The organism is Pseudooctadecabacter sp. (genome assembly GCF_965657175.1).
GTDB lineage: Bacteria > Pseudomonadota > Alphaproteobacteria > Rhodobacterales > Rhodobacteraceae > Octadecabacter.
On the sequence record NZ_CBFHNH010000002.1, the window covers coordinates 89,118 to 105,528 of the forward strand.

Annotated in this window: 15 protein-coding genes; 6 read left to right on the forward strand and 9 right to left on the reverse strand. The window is 60.7% G+C overall.

The genetic code is table 11. The features are described from left to right. Positions 1-59: 59 nt before the first annotated feature. The 5 genes from ACTG36_RS03270 to ACTG36_RS03290 form a co-directional block, all read right to left on the reverse strand. Entirely contained in the window at positions 60-896 is an 837-nt protein-coding gene (locus tag ACTG36_RS03270; RefSeq protein ID WP_439141443.1) for a hypothetical protein, read from the reverse strand. A gap of 65 nt (positions 897-961) precedes the next feature. Beyond that, complete coding sequence (locus tag ACTG36_RS03275; RefSeq protein ID WP_375281713.1) at positions 962-2,605, reverse strand: CTP synthase; 1,644 nt, start codon at positions 2,603-2,605, stop codon at positions 962-964. A gap of 205 nt (positions 2,606-2,810) precedes the next feature. Beyond that, positions 2,811-3,179: a preprotein translocase subunit SecG gene (gene secG / locus ACTG36_RS03280; protein ID WP_375281714.1), complete on the reverse strand. Its 369-nt coding sequence runs from the start codon at positions 3,177-3,179 to the stop codon at positions 2,811-2,813. A 113-nt stretch (positions 3,180-3,292) separates the two neighbouring features. Further along, positions 3,293-4,048 (reverse strand): hypothetical protein, encoded by a 756-nt coding sequence (locus ACTG36_RS03285; protein WP_375281715.1) that lies wholly within the window; start codon positions 4,046-4,048, stop codon positions 3,293-3,295. Positions 4,049-4,131: 83 nt separating this feature from the next. Further along, positions 4,132-4,530: a DUF6524 family protein gene (locus ACTG36_RS03290; RefSeq protein ID WP_375281716.1), complete on the reverse strand. Its 399-nt coding sequence runs from the start codon at positions 4,528-4,530 to the stop codon at positions 4,132-4,134. A 142-nt stretch (positions 4,531-4,672) separates the two neighbouring features. Between ACTG36_RS03290 and ACTG36_RS03295 the strand changes: the two genes are divergently transcribed. Then, positions 4,673-5,968, forward strand: coding sequence for an adenylosuccinate synthase (locus ACTG36_RS03295; protein ID WP_375281717.1), 1,296 nt, complete (start codon positions 4,673-4,675; stop codon positions 5,966-5,968). A 15-nt stretch (positions 5,969-5,983) separates the two neighbouring features. Next, on the forward strand, positions 5,984-6,208 hold the full coding sequence (locus tag ACTG36_RS03300; RefSeq protein ID WP_375281718.1) for a DUF2842 domain-containing protein: 225 nt from the start codon (positions 5,984-5,986) through the stop codon (positions 6,206-6,208). Between the two features lie 211 nt (positions 6,209-6,419). On the opposite strand, the gene ACTG36_RS03305 is transcribed toward ACTG36_RS03300, so the two are convergent. Continuing rightward, on the reverse strand, positions 6,420-8,663 hold the full coding sequence (locus ACTG36_RS03305; protein WP_439141447.1) for a hypothetical protein: 2,244 nt from the start codon (positions 8,661-8,663) through the stop codon (positions 6,420-6,422). Positions 8,664-8,802: 139 nt separating this feature from the next. Here ACTG36_RS03305 and ACTG36_RS03310 point away from each other — a divergent pair, with 139 nt between their 5' ends. After that, the gene (locus ACTG36_RS03310; protein ID WP_439141448.1) at positions 8,803-9,471 is read left to right on the forward strand and encodes a thiamine diphosphokinase; all 669 of its coding nucleotides are present in this window, start codon (positions 8,803-8,805) and stop codon (positions 9,469-9,471) included. Here ACTG36_RS03310 and ACTG36_RS03315 read toward each other — a convergent pair. Both ACTG36_RS03315 and ACTG36_RS03320 read right to left on the reverse strand, forming a co-directional pair. Then, complete coding sequence (locus tag ACTG36_RS03315) at positions 9,407-10,321, reverse strand: DMT family transporter (RefSeq protein ID WP_439141450.1); 915 nt, start codon at positions 10,319-10,321, stop codon at positions 9,407-9,409. The two genes, ACTG36_RS03310 and ACTG36_RS03315, sit on opposite strands and share 65 nt — an antisense overlap. Positions 10,322-10,364: 43 nt before the next feature. Then, complete coding sequence (locus ACTG36_RS03320) at positions 10,365-11,294, reverse strand: DMT family transporter (RefSeq protein WP_439141452.1); 930 nt, start codon at positions 11,292-11,294, stop codon at positions 10,365-10,367. Positions 11,295-11,449: 155 nt separating this feature from the next. Between ACTG36_RS03320 and ACTG36_RS03325 the strand changes: the two genes are divergently transcribed. Then, on the forward strand, positions 11,450-12,424 hold the full coding sequence (locus tag ACTG36_RS03325; protein WP_375281723.1) for an alcohol dehydrogenase catalytic domain-containing protein: 975 nt from the start codon (positions 11,450-11,452) through the stop codon (positions 12,422-12,424). A 3-nt stretch (positions 12,425-12,427) separates the two neighbouring features. Here the strand turns inward: ACTG36_RS03325 and ACTG36_RS03330 are convergent, their stop codons facing one another. Next, positions 12,428-13,801, reverse strand: a complete 1,374-nt coding sequence (locus tag ACTG36_RS03330) for an L-serine ammonia-lyase (RefSeq protein WP_375281724.1) — start codon at positions 13,799-13,801, stop codon at positions 12,428-12,430. Between the two features lie 221 nt (positions 13,802-14,022). Here ACTG36_RS03330 and rpiA point away from each other — a divergent pair, with 221 nt between their 5' ends. After that, on the forward strand, positions 14,023-14,811 hold the full coding sequence (gene rpiA / locus ACTG36_RS03335; protein WP_375281725.1) for a ribose-5-phosphate isomerase RpiA: 789 nt from the start codon (positions 14,023-14,025) through the stop codon (positions 14,809-14,811). 108 nt (positions 14,812-14,919) lie between these two features. Next, positions 14,920-16,395 (forward strand): FAD-dependent oxidoreductase, encoded by a 1,476-nt coding sequence (locus tag ACTG36_RS03340; protein WP_375281726.1) that lies wholly within the window; start codon positions 14,920-14,922, stop codon positions 16,393-16,395. Positions 16,396-16,411: the final 16 nt, after the last annotated feature.

A 16,411-nucleotide genomic window follows, 5' to 3' on the forward strand; every position in this document is an offset into this window, starting at 1 on the left:
GATCGGATGAGCACCGCTCATTCGACCTCATACGCGCAACCGCGCCGCGCGAAAACCCGCTATCTGGCGAAGGGCGATGGATCAGACCGGCGGACCAAATCTCGCCCGCCCAATCCATAGTGCGTCATGTGCTGGGGCAGGTAGCCAAAGTTGTTCCCCATGTTCCCCATCACCCCGTCCAGATCGAAATCATTCGCCCAGCGGGCCGCCTTGGCCGCACGGTTGAACGTCCAAGAGTAGGTCAAAAAGGGGCGCCGGGCGGTGCCAGCGGCCTTCAGGTCCCGCGCCATACGGCTGTAACGTCGTGCGGATTTGCGCTGCAGGCGGGCGGAAATTCCGGCGGAATACATGAACCGTTCGACGTTATTGCGGTCTTGCCACGCGGTCGCCCGCTGCGGCGTGGCGCGTAGTTTGGCGCTGTAGGACACCGCGTCGTAATTGATGCCCTCATGATCGGTGAGGCGGTCATCGCCCGCAATCGCGCCCCGCATCACGTCTTCCTGATCCGACGTCATGCCATACAGCGCCACCAATCCGCCCTGACCAGCACCGGTTTCAGGCGCGTTCACAGGCGTCAGCACCAGATCGCGGACCATCTGGCGGACGGCATTGATGCGCGGTGCCGTCATTTCGCGGTTCCGGTGGGATTTGTATTTCAGATCAAATACCAACAGGCTGACGTGTTGACCCTCAGGGCGCATCAGACGCCGCGCGATGTCGCGCAAATGCGCCTCCAGTGGCCGGGACACGTGATCGACCACGTCGGTTCCGTGCCAAGCCCAATAGCCCGACCGCGTGCGGGTCACATCAATCTCAAGCGCATTGGCCCCATAGCGCAGGGCTGTCGTCAGCGGCCCTGCGGCGTTCACCCGATGTGCAAAGATGTAAAATCCCATGTCCTGAAATCCCTAAACAAAAGGTCATCAGGCCAGCGCACGTCCGATCGGGCAAGTCAGGAAATTCAGACCAGTCGTGAGGTTTCTACAGCCGCGCGCACGAAATCCGCGAACAGCGGGTGGGGCGCAAAAGGTTTGGATTTCAGTTCCGGATGGAACTGCACGCCAATGAACCACGGATGGTCGGACCATTCGACGATCTCTGGCAGGCGCCCGTCTGGCGACATGCCCGAGAACGTCAGCCCCGCTTTTTCCAGCTTTTCGCGGTACTTCACGTCCACCTCATAGCGGTGGCGGTGACGTTCTTCGATGGCCGTGGTCCCGTAGACCTCGGCCACTTTGGACCCTTTGGTCAGGGTCGCGTCATAGGCGCCTAGACGCATTGTGCCGCCCTTGTCGTCGTCGGCCTTGCGCTGCACCTTGGCGTTGCCCTGCACCCATTCCTTCAGGTGATAGACCACTGGTTCAAACCGTTTTTTGCCGGCCTCATGGTCGAATTCTTCGGACCCTGCCTCTGTCATGCCAGCCACATTGCGCGCGGCCTCGATCACGGCCATCTGCATGCCCAAACAAATACCGAGGTATGGGATCTTGCGGGTCCGTGCGAATTCAGCCGCTTTGATTTTGCCTTCGGTGCCGCGTTCGCCAAAGCCGCCCGGAACCAGGATGGCGTGGTAGCCCTCAAGATGGGGGGCAGCGTCTTCGCGGTCAAACACCTCTGCATCGACCCAAGACACGTTGACTTTAACACGGTTGGCCATGCCGCCGTGGGTCAGGGCCTCCTTGATGGATTTATAGGCGTCCTCAAGCTGGGTGTATTTGCCGACGATCGCCACATTCACCTCACCATCGGTGGTGTGGATGCGGTCGTAGACGTCATGCCAGACGGACAGATCGGGTTTGGGCGCAGGGGTGATGCCAAAAGCATCCAGCACCGCCTGATCAAGGCCCTGTTCATGATAGGCCAGCGGGGCCTCATAGATGGATTTAAGGTCATAGGCCGCAACAACGGCCTCTTTGCGCACATTACAGAACAACGCGATCTTTTCGCGTTCTTTCTCGGGGATCGGCTGCTCAGACCGGCAAACCAGAATATCGGGCGCGATGCCGATGGATTGCAATTCCTTGACCGAGTGTTGGGTGGGCTTCGTTTTCAGCTCGCCCGAGGCTGCCAGATAGGGCAGCAGCGTCAGATGCATGAAAATGCACTGGCCGCGGGGTTTGTCATGGCTGAACTGGCGGATGGCTTCAAAGAAGGGCAGGCCCTCGATGTCGCCGACCGTGCCGCCGATTTCGCAGAGCATGAAATCGACCTCATCGTCACCGATGTCGATGAAGTCTTTGATTTCATTGGTCACATGGGGGACCACCTGAATGGTCTTCCCCAGATAATCGCCGCGCCGTTCCTTTTCCAACACGTTGGAATAGACGCGACCGGACGACACGGAATCGGTCATGCGCGCGGGTACACCGGTGAACCGCTCATAGTGGCCAAGGTCCAGATCGGTTTCGGCCCCGTCATCGGTCACAAAGACCTCGCCATGTTCAAAGGGCGACATCGTGCCCGGATCGACGTTCAGGTAGGGGTCAAGTTTGCGCAACCGCACCGAAAATCCGCGCGCCTGCAAAAGCGACCCGAGTGCCGCCGACGCAAGGCCCTTGCCCAGCGAAGAGACCACACCGCCGGTGATAAAAACAAAACGCGCCATGGGTTGGATGCCCCCCGTGAGATCGGCAAATCTGCCGTCGAAATTTCATTGAAATGCCGCCCGAGCCTTGCGCCGGATTGCATGTATCACGGGATTTAAGTCTATCCGGATTCGCAGCCCCGTGGCAACCAACCCGTGCGGATATCGCGGTCAAAAACCGCAATATCGTGATGTTGTGGGCATTAAGCCCACTACAGGTCGTGGTTTAGTCGGCGTCAGGAACCAGCGGCGTGTCGCTGGGTGTGCCCACGGACGGGGGCAACAGACTGTCGCCTGCGCTGGGCGCTTCGGTGCCTTCGGTTGTGGGCGCCAGCAAGGCATCGCCATCCACCACAGAGGCGTCGCTGGCTTGACGGGCCGACAAGATCGTCAGCGCCACGGAGGTACAGATGAACGCAATCGCCAAGGCCCAAGTCACTTTGCCCAAGGCCGTCGCGGCCGCACGGCCTGTCATGGCACCACCACCACCGCCGCCACCAATGCCTAGGCCACCACCCTCGGAGCGCTGCAAAAGCACCACACCAATCAACGCCAGCGCGAGGAGAAGGTGAACAACGAGGACGAGATTTTCCATAGATATAGCCTTTGGCGATGGGACAGGCGGTATCTAGAAGCGAAAGAGTGCAGTCGCAACCCTTTTCCCGCGTCAAATATCCGTGGTCGTTGTGATCGGCCAGCGCGGTGGGGCTAAAACCGGCGGCGGGGCATCCTGAATCTCGACTCCATCCCTGAAGTCGCGGACGAAGTGCCGCGGGGCAGACGGGAATTTGGCCAGACCGCAATGACCACGACGCCCAGCATTGCAAGTTTTCCCAACAGATCGACCCCGTAGCTGTCGGGCAGCGCAAAGTTCAAGATGCTGTAGATGACGCCGAGGGGGATCAGAAACATCGCAGCGCGCTTGAGGGTTTGGACCTTGTGGTGGTGGCGCACCTGTCGCGCTTTGGCGCCCGTCCTGCGCCCCCACAGGGCGTCCTGTTTCAGGGCCTCAGTGCGACTGACACGCCGGTGTGGAATGGCCAACACCATTGTCACCCAACTGGCACACAGACTGAAAAGAAGCGGCACCATCATGATCACCACGCCTTCCTGCATCGAAAGCATGAAACCAAGGCCCGCCGCCACGACCATCAAGATGGCCCATTGCAGACCTTTACGCAGTGTTGCGACCTCGGCTTCGGCGGGGGTCAGGCCATTGGGTGTGTCGTGCGGCGGAAGACAGGCCATATGCCAGTCCCGCAGCTTATGGCTGATCACGCCAAGGCCGCCCCCGAGAAAAGCCAGATAGAACGGCAGCAGAATGATGAGGTAAACCCACATCGCCCCGCCCGCGATGGCGGCCGCGATCATCCCCGCGTAGCACAGCATATGTGCCAGTAGCAGGCTTGCGGCCCAGCTAAAGTCGGGCGTTTTTATCGTGTGATCCGGTTCATATTGGTCCATTGGGCGCGGCCTTATCCTTCGATAAGACGGACATACCACGTCAATGTGGCAGCAGTGTGGACACCGCGCGTCGCTGGAACCGGTTATTCGTCCACATCGTCCATATCCGCCTGACCGGACAGGCGGCGGCGCACGTGGGACCAACTCAGCCCGACGCCCAGCACGAAAGACAGCGCGACCAGCGCGACCCATGTGTTGGCGGTGGGGTTGTCAAAGCTCATCCAGCCCAGATCGAAGGCCACCCAAAGGCCCGCGCCGACGACGCCCAAGACCAGCGCCATTCCCACGACCCCAATGGACCGCAGCGTTGCACGAACGTAAATGATATAGCCGATGATCAGCAGCAGCCCACACAGCACCGCGATGGACAGGCTTTCTGTTCCGTTCTGCTGCACCCAGCGCACATAGCTGTATTGGGTCGGGTTGAACGTCGCCGCCAATAGAATGAAGGCAAACAGCCACCGCAAAACAAAACCGCTCATGTCGCACCTCGAATTGGTCTTTTGGTGCAAAATGCCGATCGGGCGGCGTTCTGTCCAGCCGACCCCTCAAAATGTCTGCTTTCCCCCGTGCGCCCCATGCCCTAAGAGGGGCGCGGATTTCTGCAAAGAAGGGGCCTTTCAAATGGCAAATGTGGTGGTTGTCGGCGCTCAGTGGGGCGACGAAGGCAAAGGCAAGATCGTGGACTGGCTCTCTGAGCGTGCGGATGTGATCGCGCGGTTCCAAGGCGGACACAACGCGGGCCACACGCTGGTCATTGATGGCAAGGTCTACAAGTTGCACGCGCTGCCGTCGGGCGTGGTGCGCGGTGGCAAACTGTCGGTGATCGGCAACGGTGTTGTTCTGGACCCGTGGCATTTGTTGAATGAAATCAAAACGATTGAGGCCCAAGGGGTTGAGATCACGCCAGAAAATCTGATGATCGCAGAAAACACACCGCTGATCCTGCCCTTCCACGGGGAGTTGGACCGCGCGCGGGAAGAAGCGTCTAGCAAGGGAACCAAGATCGGCACCACCGGTCGCGGGATTGGTCCGTGCTATGAAGACAAAGTGGGCCGCCGGGTGATCCGAGTGGCCGATCTGGCCGACGCTGAAACCCTTGAAGCACGGGTGGACCGTGCATTGCAGCACCACGACCCCATGCGCAAAGGTCTGGGCATCGACCCCATCGACCGCGATGCGCTGATCGCCGAGCTGCGTGACATTGCACCCAAAATTCTGCCCTTTGCGGCCCCGGTCTGGAAAGTGCTGGCCGAGAAACGCAAATCTGGCAAACGGATCCTGTTTGAAGGCGCGCAGGGGGCATTGCTGGATATTGACTTTGGCACATACCCTTTCGTGACCTCGTCCAACGTGATCGCAGGGCAGGCGGCGACCGGTGTGGGCCTTGGCCCGACGGCGATTGATTATGTGCTGGGCATCGTGAAGGCCTATACGACCCGTGTGGGCGAAGGCCCGTTTCCGACCGAACTGGAAGACGCAGACGGCCAACGTCTGGGTGAGCGCGGCCATGAATTTGGCACCACCACGGGCCGCAAACGGCGCTGTGGGTGGTTTGATGCAGCTTTGCTGCGCCAGACCTGTGCCACGTCCGGTATCACCGGCATCTGTCTGACAAAGCTGGACGTTCTGGACGGGTTCGAGACGTTGAAAATCTGTGTCGGCTACGATCTGGACGGCGAACGTCTGGATTATCTGCCCACTGCCGCCGACCAACAGGCGCGGTGCACCCCGATCTACGAAGAGATGCCCGGTTGGGCGGAAAGCACCGAAGGGGCGCGGTCCTGGGCGGATTTGCCGGCTGCGGCCATTAAATACGTGCGCCGCGTGGAAGAGTTGATCGATTGTCCCGTGGCCCTAGTGTCTACGTCACCGGAGCGCGAGGACACGATCCTCGTGACCGACCCTTTCGCGGACTAAAAGGCAGGCACGGACATGACACATAAAGCGCGCAAACGTTGGGCTTTGGTGATCCTTTTGGTGGGATTGCCTCTTTATGTGGTTGTGTCGGTGTCGGTGCTGAACTGGCTTTATCCGGACCCGTTGGAGCGCCCGCCGCTTTGGGCGGAACTGGGTATTTACATCGGGTTGGGCATCCTTTGGGCGCTGCCGTTCAAGTTTATTTTCAAAGGCATCGGCCAACCGGACCCTGACGCCTGATCTGCGACACCTAATCAGGCGGAGCCGCTGCGCGGCGCTGTTTTTGTTTGGGGGGACGTAGATGCTGGTGGTGCGTTTTAACCGAGGTGCTGAGGCCTGATTGAGCGGTTTTGGTTTTAGGTATTTTTGAACCAGAGAAAACAAGGCCGGACATGCAAACGGCGCGCGGGTGTAATCCGCGCGCCGTTTTGATTTTCAAAGGGGGGGGGCTTTAGCTGGCCTGACGTTCCGGGTTGAACCGGCTGTCGTCTGCCACCTGGAACCGACCGTTGCGAATTTTGGTGAATTTCCCTTCTCGGAGCAATTCGGCAAAGCTGCGCAGACCGTCTTCACGGTTGAAGTCGGTCGCCGCGACAGACCGCACACGACGCAGGATTTGCGGGCGGGAAAATTCGCCTGCACCTTCTACAAAAGACGTGTAGGCGGCGGCCGCTTCAAGCAATTCAGGCAGCTCGCGCGCGCCCATGTTGTCTGCAAATTCCGCAAAAGAATCGGATGTCGCGGGTGTTGCCGCCGCAGGGCGGGTTGCGACGCGGCGTGGGGTCACGGGGCCGTCTTTGGCTTCTGTTGTGGGCAGGTCGACGCGCTGGGCTGCGACCAGTTTCAACGGTGCGGGACGGGGCCGTTCCGTGCGTGTGGCATTGCGCACAACGGGACGTGGACGGGGCGCGCCCTCGGGGCGAACAGCCTCCGAGAGGTCGTTGCGGAAGGCATTTTCCACATCTTGGCCGTCGTCATCAGGTTCACCCACTTGACGGGCGGCTTCTTTGGCGGCGACGGCGGCCTTCAGTTGGGCGATGGCCTCCCGGCGGCGGTTGCCTTCGGGTTCCTGCATATGGGCGTCAGCCTCGGACATGAGGCGATCAAGAGCGCCGTCATCGACAGTTTCGTCGTCAGCGAGGAAGGCTGGGGCCTCTGATGTGGCGACGTCAGTTGGCGCGTCGTCTGCCGCGACGTCGGCGGTGGCCTCTTCCACGGGTGCATCAGCGGTTACATCCTCGGCAGTCACCGCAGGTGCCTCGTCTTGTGGAGCCACGTCTTGCGTGATCTGTTCAAGGTCTGCCGCCAAATCATCGCCAAGGTCGGCTTCGGCAAAGTCGCTGTCTTCGAGGTATTCATCCAGCTCATCCGCGCCATCCAGAAGGCCCAGATTGGGGCCTGTCGGGACATCCGTCGCGGGTGCTGTGTCTGGTGTTGCGTCGGGCGTTTCATCGCCGGATTTTTCGGCCATGGCCTTTTCGAAATCAGCGCGTTTCATGCGGACCACGCGGGCGCGCGGCTCGCTCAGGGCTTGAACGGATGTTTCAGGCTCGGTCGGGGTGGGGACATCGGCGGCAGCAGCGGCCTGACGGGCCAAAACCCGTGAGATCATGTCAGGCGTTTGTGTGCTGCCTTCGTCGTCGGCCCCGTCGTCTGCGGGCGTGTCATCCTCGGCCGCGTCAGCCTCGTTTGCGTCGTCCAAGGTGGTTTGGGCCGCGGGTGCGACGTCTTCCAGCGCGTCCTGTTCACCCTCTGTCACATCCGCGATGTTCAGGGCTGCGGCGGCCGGCAGGAAATCCTCGGTCAGATCGTTGGACGGGTCCGTGTCGGCGGGGCCGACAACAGCGCGAATGCGCTGCAGTTTGGCGGCAACACTGTCAGCATCGGGATGCGCGGGGGCGTCCATCGATTTGGCAGAGGGCACGTCGGCCACTTTGGCGTCTTTGTCGGTGACTTCGGGCGTTTGGGGCGCGTCGTCGGGCACGGGGGCGTCGTCGTCGGCTTGGGCGTCAGCTTCGCCCTCAGCATCCTGCATCTGGTCTGCGGTCGCGGTTTCTGCCTGTTTTGCGGCCTCTTCTTCGCGTGCTTTGGCCTCGGCTGCTTCAGCTTCTTTGCGCGCGGCTTTGCGTGCGGCCTTACGGGCCGCGTGCTCTGCCTTGATTTTTTCTTTTTCGGCTTCGGCTTTTTCTGCGGCCTCGGCTTCGGCTTTTGCTGCGGCCTCGGCTTCGGCTTTTGCTGCGGCCTCGGCTTCGGCTTTTGCTGCGGCCTCGGCTTTCTCAGCGGCGTGGGCGTCGGCAGCGGCCTTTTCTGCTGCGGCTTTTTCGGCGGCTTCTGCTGCGGCTGCTTTGGCAGCTTCGGCTTCGGCCTGAGCTGCGCGTTTCGCTGCGTCGTCAGACGCTGTATCTGCTTCGGCTTGCGGTGCTGCGGCTTCATCCGTCAACATGGCGGGGCGCAGCACGATGCCGTCGTCTTCCATACGTGCATCCACACGGCGCGAGATTTCTTTCTCAGCAATCCGGGCAAGCATTTCTGCATCGGGGGTGGGGGGCTCTGCCCCGAAATACCTGTCATCGGCGGCCAAGCCGCGGAAGTATTCGGCAATCGCCTTCATCGTGTTGAAGGAATCGTCGAACCCCTCCAACGTGCACGAAAATGTGCCGTATGAGACGGTGAGAATCTTACTCGTTCCAACCATGATTAGCTCGCTTTCTACTCAAACCTTTGACAGCCTGTTTACCATCAATTGGTTCGCAATCCGGAACAGAACCGCGTTATCTTGGGTATTATTTCGTGACCAAATTGGGGCACGTTTCCAAAATCAAAGGTAATCAAACGTGAACAGCCCCATTGTTTCAAGTCCCAAGCCAATCACACTGATCGGTGGTGCGCAGGTTGCCCATAGTCTCCTTACGGAAGCGTTAAAATATGGCGCAGATGTGGTTTGTGCCGACGGGGGCGCGGATACGGCCCTGCGCGCGGGCCTTAATCCGGTGGCGGTGATCGGGGATATGGATTCGGTGTCGGGGGCCGCCAAGGACGCTTACAGGGACGTTCTGCATGAGATCGCGGAGCAAGACAGCACGGATTTCGACAAGGCGCTGCGCAACATCGATGCGCCATTGATCGTGGGCGTGGGGTTTTTGGGCCAGCGGCTGGATCACGCCATGGCGGCGTTGCATGTTTTACAAAAATACGACCGGCCTGTCGTTTTGCTGGGGGAGGATGATCTGGCCTTTGTGGTGCCAGGTCAGATCACGATGACGGTGCCTGTGGGCCTGCGCATATCCTTGATGCCATTGGCAGCACCTGTGGTCACAACCCAAGGCCTGCGCTGGGAGGTCACGGAAGCCACCATGTCCATGCGCGATTTCATCGGGTCGTCCAACGAGGCGGCAGCGCAGGTGGTGACGATCAAAGCCACCCCCGGTCTGGCGGTGATCATGCCGCCGGAGGCGCTGCGGGCGGTGGTGGCTGCTTTGACAGGCGTTGTTCCCACACAATGATATAAAGGCCGGCTGCGATGGTGATGCAAATGCCAAGGGCGGCCAGCCCATTGGGCAAATCGCGAAACACCAGATAGCCAATGGCGGTCCCGATCGGGATTTCGAGGTATTGCATCGGCGCCAAAGTGGCTGACGGGGCGAACCGCAGGCTCCATGTCATGAGCAGATGGGCCAGAGTGCCCAATGTCCCCAACCACGCCAAAAGCGCCCAGTCCGTGCCGGCCACGGGACCAGTGGCGAGGATCGGGACCCATGGGAACAGGACCAGTGCCAGCCCCACCAGCGGGGCCGCCATCAGGCCGGACAGGGCCTGCAGGCCGATGGGATCGACCTCTTTGGCGATCTGGCGCGTGACCAGCATGAACAGCGCAAAGACCACGGCGACGCCCATGGGCAGTAAAGCGGGTGCACCGACGCTGGCGAAATTGGGCTGGACCACCAGCAGAGTGCCCACAAAGCCCACCGCGCAGGCGATCAGACGGTGGTGGCCTACGGCCTCATCCAGAAAGACACGGCCTAGCAGCAACATGATAAACGGCATGACAAAGGCGATGGCGATGGCATCGGCCAGCGGCAGATGTTGCAGGGCCGAAAACATCAAGCCGATCCCGCAGATGTGCAGCACTGTCCGCAGGGCCGTCAGCCGGATCAGGCGGGACCCGCGCGGCATGGGGTAGCCCGCCATGATGACCAACGGCAGCAGCAACAGCGCCTGCACCGCAAACCGCACGAACACCAAGAAGCCCACGGACATGTCATCGCCCAGCAGTTTCGCCGTCGCATCCCCCAAGGGCGCCAGCACACAAAAGCCCAGCATCAGCAGGACGCCAAGAAACGGACGGTCAGTCATGAGGTCACGCTAGGGGGTGCACCAATGGCCGTAAACCCACCCCTCACACGGGGCCGGGCGGGGGTGTTATGGCGCGCGCTGTGATGCGTTCACGGTGCACCACATAAAGGCCGGACGCCATGATGATGACGATCCCCCACAGCGCCAGCCCGTTGGGGATGTCATCAAAGATCAGATAGCCAAGGACAGCGGCTGTTATGATCTCAAGATAATGCAAGGGGGCGAGGGTCGCGGCGGGGGCCACTGTCAGTGCATAGGTCATCATCATATGGGCGACGGTCGCAAAGAAACCGACCCCGAATAATAGCGCCCAATAATGCCCCTCCGGCCAGATCGGGTCCAACGTGGGCCAGCCGCGCCCGTCGGCCAGCAGCATCAGGGGCAACAGCATCACTGTGGCGGCGACCCCGGTCTGGAACTGCATTTCAACCGCATGAAGCCGCCCGCGCAGGCTGCGGGTGACCCAAACATAGGCCGCAAAGCTGACAGCGGTGCCCAAAGGCAGCAGCGCCACATAGCCAAAGGCCACAACGCTGGGCTGGATCACCAGAAGGCACCCTGCAAAGCCGATGGTGGCCGCGATCAGGCGGCGGGGGCCGACCAGTTCACCGAACATGATCTTACCGAACAGCAGGATAATAAAAGGTTCGACAAAGACAATCGCCAGCGCATCGGCCAAGGGCATGAACCGTAGGGCGGCGATGATCAGATAGGTCGACAGGATCAAAAACACCGCACGCGCCGCCATTAGCCCCCACAAAGCCCGCGGCAATGTTAGGCGCAGGCCCATCAACAGACACACCGGCAACATCAATGCTGTCTGCACCGCAAAACGTGCCGTTGTGATCTGGCCCACGGGCACCACGTCTGCGGCCAGCTTGGCGCAGACATCCAACAGGGGGGCTGTGAGGCAAAAGCCCACGATCAGGGCCATGCCCAGCGGGACGCGGTCGGTCTGTGGTGCGGTTGTCATGACACCTTGTCGCAGCCGGCATCACCCGCCGCCATTCCAAAACCGACCTTTCAAGTGACACGATGGTGAGGGATTGTGTCAGCGATTGCCCTTCGTTTGCCTCAGACCTGTGCTAGTATTCGGGTAATCCGCCACCATAAGGCCCCTGATTGTCCATGAAAGCCATCATCTTAGACGCCGTGCAGACCCTGCGCCTTGCCGATGTGCCCAAGCCCGACCCCCGTGAGGGTGAGGCCATCGTGAGGGTCGAGGCCACAGGCATTTGCGGTGCAGACAGGCTGGCCTATTGGGGCAAAGACGACCGCCGTCCCGCGCCGCTGGTGCTGGGCCACGAGGCCGCGGGCGTTGTCACAGGGGGGCGCTTTGCTGGCTGCCGCGTTGTGGTGAACCCTTTGATTTATTGCGGAGAGTGTGAATTCTGCCAATCGGGTCAGACGAACCTGTGTCTGTACCGCGAAAATATCTCCATCCCGCCGCGTCAGGGGGCCTTTGCAGAGTACGTGCAGGTGCCCGAACGCAACCTGATCATGGTCCCGCAGGATGTCTCGATCCAGCAGGCGAGCCTGATTGAACCGCTGGCCTGCGGGTGGCACGCCGCCCGTTTGTGCCGACGCGCCTTTCCACGGGGGCGCACGGCTTTAGTGATTGGCGGCGGGGCCATCGGGCTGGCGGCGTCCCTCAGCCTGAAGGCACAAGGGGTGCTGGACACGGTTTTGGCAGTGTCGAACCCCACGCGGCGCGCCTATCTGCGGGACGTCTGCGGTCAGGACATGGCACCACAGGACCTTGGGGGCGCGCAGTACGACATTATCATTGATGCCGTGGGCAGTGTGGCGTCGCGTCAGATGGCCTCGGCCCATGTGCGGCCTGGCGGGACCATCGGCCATATCGGGCTGGATGACATCACCGGCGGCTTTGATATGCGCCGTTTGACCCTGCATGAGGTCACGATCATCGGCACCTATACCTACAGTGCGATGGATTTCGAACAGACGGCAGATGCGGCCTTTGACGGACGGCTGGGGCGGCTCGATTGGTTTGAGGTCCGGCCTTTGAAAGACGCGCCGCAAGCCTTTATTGATCTTGAGGCCGGACAGGTGGCCCCGCCGCGCATTATCCTGACGCCCTAGCTGTCAGCAGTTCGGCACATTGACGGCAAGGCCGCCGAGTGCCGTTTCCTTATACTTTTCAGACATATCTGCGCCGGTTTGGCGCATCGTCTCAATCGCGGCATCCAGTGGCACCAGATGGGTGCCATCACCGCGCATGGCCAAGGACGCGGCCGACACCGCCTTGATCGCGCCCAGCCCGTTGCGTTCAATACAAGGCACCTGCACCAGCCCGCGCACCGGATCGCAGGTCATGCCCAGATGGTGTTCCAGCGCGATTTCGGCGGCATTTTCGATCTGCGCAGGGCTGCCGCCTAACACAGCGCAAAGCCCCGCCGATGCCATGGCGGCGGCGGACCCGACTTCGGCCTGACAGCCCGCTTCGGCCCCGCTGATCGAGGCGTTGAACTTGACCAACCCGCCAATCGCCGCCGCCGTGAGTAAAAATTCGGGAATTTTTGCGTGGCTCGCACCGGGCACGTGGTCCATGTAGTAGCGGATCGTGGCGGGCACGACGCCAGCGGCACCATTGGTGGGCGCGGTGACGACCTGACCGCCAGCGGCGTTTTCTTCGTTCACGGCCATGGCGTAGGTGGACATCCAGTCGTTGATGGTGTGCGGCGCGTTCAGGTTCACGCCTGCTTCGGCCTGCAACGCATCGTAGATGCCCTTGGCGCGGCGTTTGACCTGCAGGCCACCGGGCAGGATGCCATCGGTGGTCAACCCGCGATCAATGCAATCGTTCATCACCTGCCAGAGCCGATCAAGACCCGCATCCAGATCTGCGCCGGGCATGCGGGTCAGTTCATTGTGCCGTTTCATTTGCGCGATGCTCAGACCATTTTGGGCGGCCATCTCCAGCATTTCGGCGGCGGATTTGAACGGGTAGGGCACAGGCGCGCCTTCGTCCTTGTCGGCGCCTGCGGCCAGTTCATCGGCGGTCAGAACAAAGCCCCCGCCGATAGAATAATAGGTGACCTGCGTGACCACATCGCCTTGGGCGTCGGTGCCCATCAGGATCATGCCATTGGCATGACCGGGTAGGGCGGGGCCGTAGTCAAACGTCAGGTGGTCTTTGGGCTGAAAGGTGAGGGGGCCCAGCCCCTCGGGATGGACCGTGCCCTCTGCGGTGATGCGCGACATCTCCGCCTCGGCCTTGGCCACGTCGTAATCGTCAGCGCGAAACCCCGCGAGGCCAAGGATCGTGGCGCGGTCGGTGGCGTGGCCCACGCCGGTGAAGGCCAAGGACCCGTGCAGCGACGCCCGCAAGCCTTTGACGGCGAAAGGCTGCGCGCGCAGATGATCCAGAAACCGGGCTGCGGCGACCATCGGCCCGATGGTGTGGGACGATGACGGGCCAATGCCCACTTTGAACATTTCGAAGACCGACAGAAACATGGCCCAGTCCTTTGTATTTCCTGCGCCCATCTTGCCGTGTGCCGCACCCCCGCAACCCTGCCAAAACGACGTCTTGAGGGGGATTTGCGCAAGCGATCCCAGGCTGTGCCTTGTGGCGTCACACGAAAAGTTAACCCATTGGCCTTAACAGCACGCGAAGGAGTAGCCCCCGCGCGGCGCTTTGCCTATACTTGCTAAAAATACCCTATGAGGAATGACCCATGGCATCCGATCTGTCCCCCATCGACAAGGCGAAATTCGTGGCCGCCAAGCAAGCCAGCCAATATGTCGAAGACGGCATGAAGGTCGGCCTTGGCACTGGATCGACCGCCGCGTGGCTGGTGAAATGTCTGGGTGAGAGGGTGCAGGAAGAGGGGCTGAAGATCACCGGCATCCCCACCTCCAGCCGTACGGCCGCACTGGCGCGTGAGGTCGGACTTGACGTGATGTCCTTGGATGAGGCGCGCTGGCTGGATGTCACCATCGACGGCGCGGATGAATATGACGGCAATTTGAACCTTATCAAAGGCGGCGGCGGATCGTTGTTGCAAGAAAAGATCGTGGCGACCGCCAGTGACCAGATGATCGTGATTGCCGATGCGTCGAAATCCGTGGAAACGCTGGGCAGCTTCCCTCTGCCGATTGAGGTCGTCCCCTTTGGCTGGCAAACCACCAAGGTTCTGGTCGAGGAAACCTTGATCGGCATGGATGTGCTGGGCCGCAAGGTGACATTGCGCATGAATGGTGAGGCGCCGTTCTACACCGATGAAGGAAACCACATCCTTGATCTGCACCTCAACCGGATCGGCAATGCGCGGCAGCTGTCTCTGGTCATGAACCAAATTCCGGGCGTTGTGGAAAACGGCCTCTTTATCGACATTTGCGATATCGTGGTGATCGGCCACGGCGACGGACGGGTTGAAATGCGCGATATCAATCAAGGGTGTATTGCCGAAACACGGATCGAATTTGTCGAGACAGAGAACCTGTTTGCCGATCTGGGTGACTGATCCAAGTTAACACAAAGGTGAGGCGGGCCGTGCCTTGGCTGGTCTTCACTTTCGGGCTGTGCTTTACCACGTCTCATCCCATTCGCCCCCTGATGAAAGGCCCCCAAGATGTCCGATTTTGACTATGATCTGTTTGTGATTGGGGGCGGCTCTGGCGGGGTGCGCGCAGCCCGTGTGGCGGCGGCAACGGGCGCCAAAGTGGCGCTGGCGGAAGAATACCGCATGGGCGGCACCTGTGTGATCCGTGGCTGCGTGCCCAAAAAGCTGATGGTCTTCGCCTCAGAATACCGCGAAGTGTTCAGCGATGCGCGCAGCTATGGCTGGGATGTGGAGGACGGCGATTTCAACTGGCCAAAGTTCAGCGACCGTCTGAATTCGGAACTTGACCGGTTGGAACAGGTTTACCGGACACTGCTGGGCAATTCCGATGTTGAGATTTTCGACACCCGCGCAAAGTTGGCCGATGCCCACACCGTCGAACTGGCGGACGGCACCAAAAAGACCGCGAAACATATCCTTGTGGCCACGGGCGGCTACCCCGCACGGCCCAATCTGCCCAACGCCGAACTTGGGATCACATCCAACGATATTTTCAAGATGAAACAACTGCCCAAGTCGATCCTGATCATCGGCGGCGGCTACATTGCCTGTGAATTTGCCTGTATCTTGAACGGCTTGGGCGTGGATGTGACGCTGTATTATCGCGGTGCGCAAATCCTGCGGGGCTTTGACGAAGAGGCCCGTGGCCTGATTGCGGACATGATGCGCGAAAAGGGCATCGATATCCACGTGGGCACCAACATCGTGGAAATGGCCGCTGCCGAAGACCGCCCCGAACACGGCGGGCGCGGAGCGGGCAGCGACGCCGCCATGGGTGCCCCGGCCGAAGACGCCAAAGGCATCGGGGAAACGCGCGTTAGCGACACAGCCAAGGCCGCGAAAGGCCCGATCTGGGTGAAATCCACCAATGGCAAAGAACTTGTTTTCGACCACGTGATGTTTGCCACGGGTCGCGACCCGTCGACCCACGGGCTCGGCCTTGAAGAAGCGGGGGTTGAGATTGGCCGCCGTGGCGAAATCGTCGTGGATGACTACAGCCAGACCAAGGTGCCCAGCATATATGCCATCGGCGATGTGACCAAACGGGTGGAACTGACGCCCGTGGCCATCCGCGAAGGCATGGCATTTGTCGAAACCGTGTTCAAAGGCAACCCCACAAAGGTTGATCATGAATTGATCCCCTCGGCCATTTTCACCCAGCCTGAGATGGGCACCGTCGGGTTGAGCGAGGAAGACGCCCGCGATCAAGAACCGGTTGAAGTCTACTGCACCTCATTCCGGCCCATGCAAACGGCCTTCGCCGGACGCTCCGACCGCGTGTTGATGAAACTGATCGTCAGCCAGAAAACCCGCGTGGTTTTGGGCTGTCACATTGTCAGCCCCCATGCCGGTGAAATGATCCAACTGGCCGGTGTGGCGATCAAGATGGGGGCCACCAAGGAACAGTTCGATGCGACCTGTGCGGTGCATCCGACCATTTCAGAAGAACTCGTTACGATGCGCGATCCAGTGAGAACCGCTTGAATTCATCGCGCTAAAA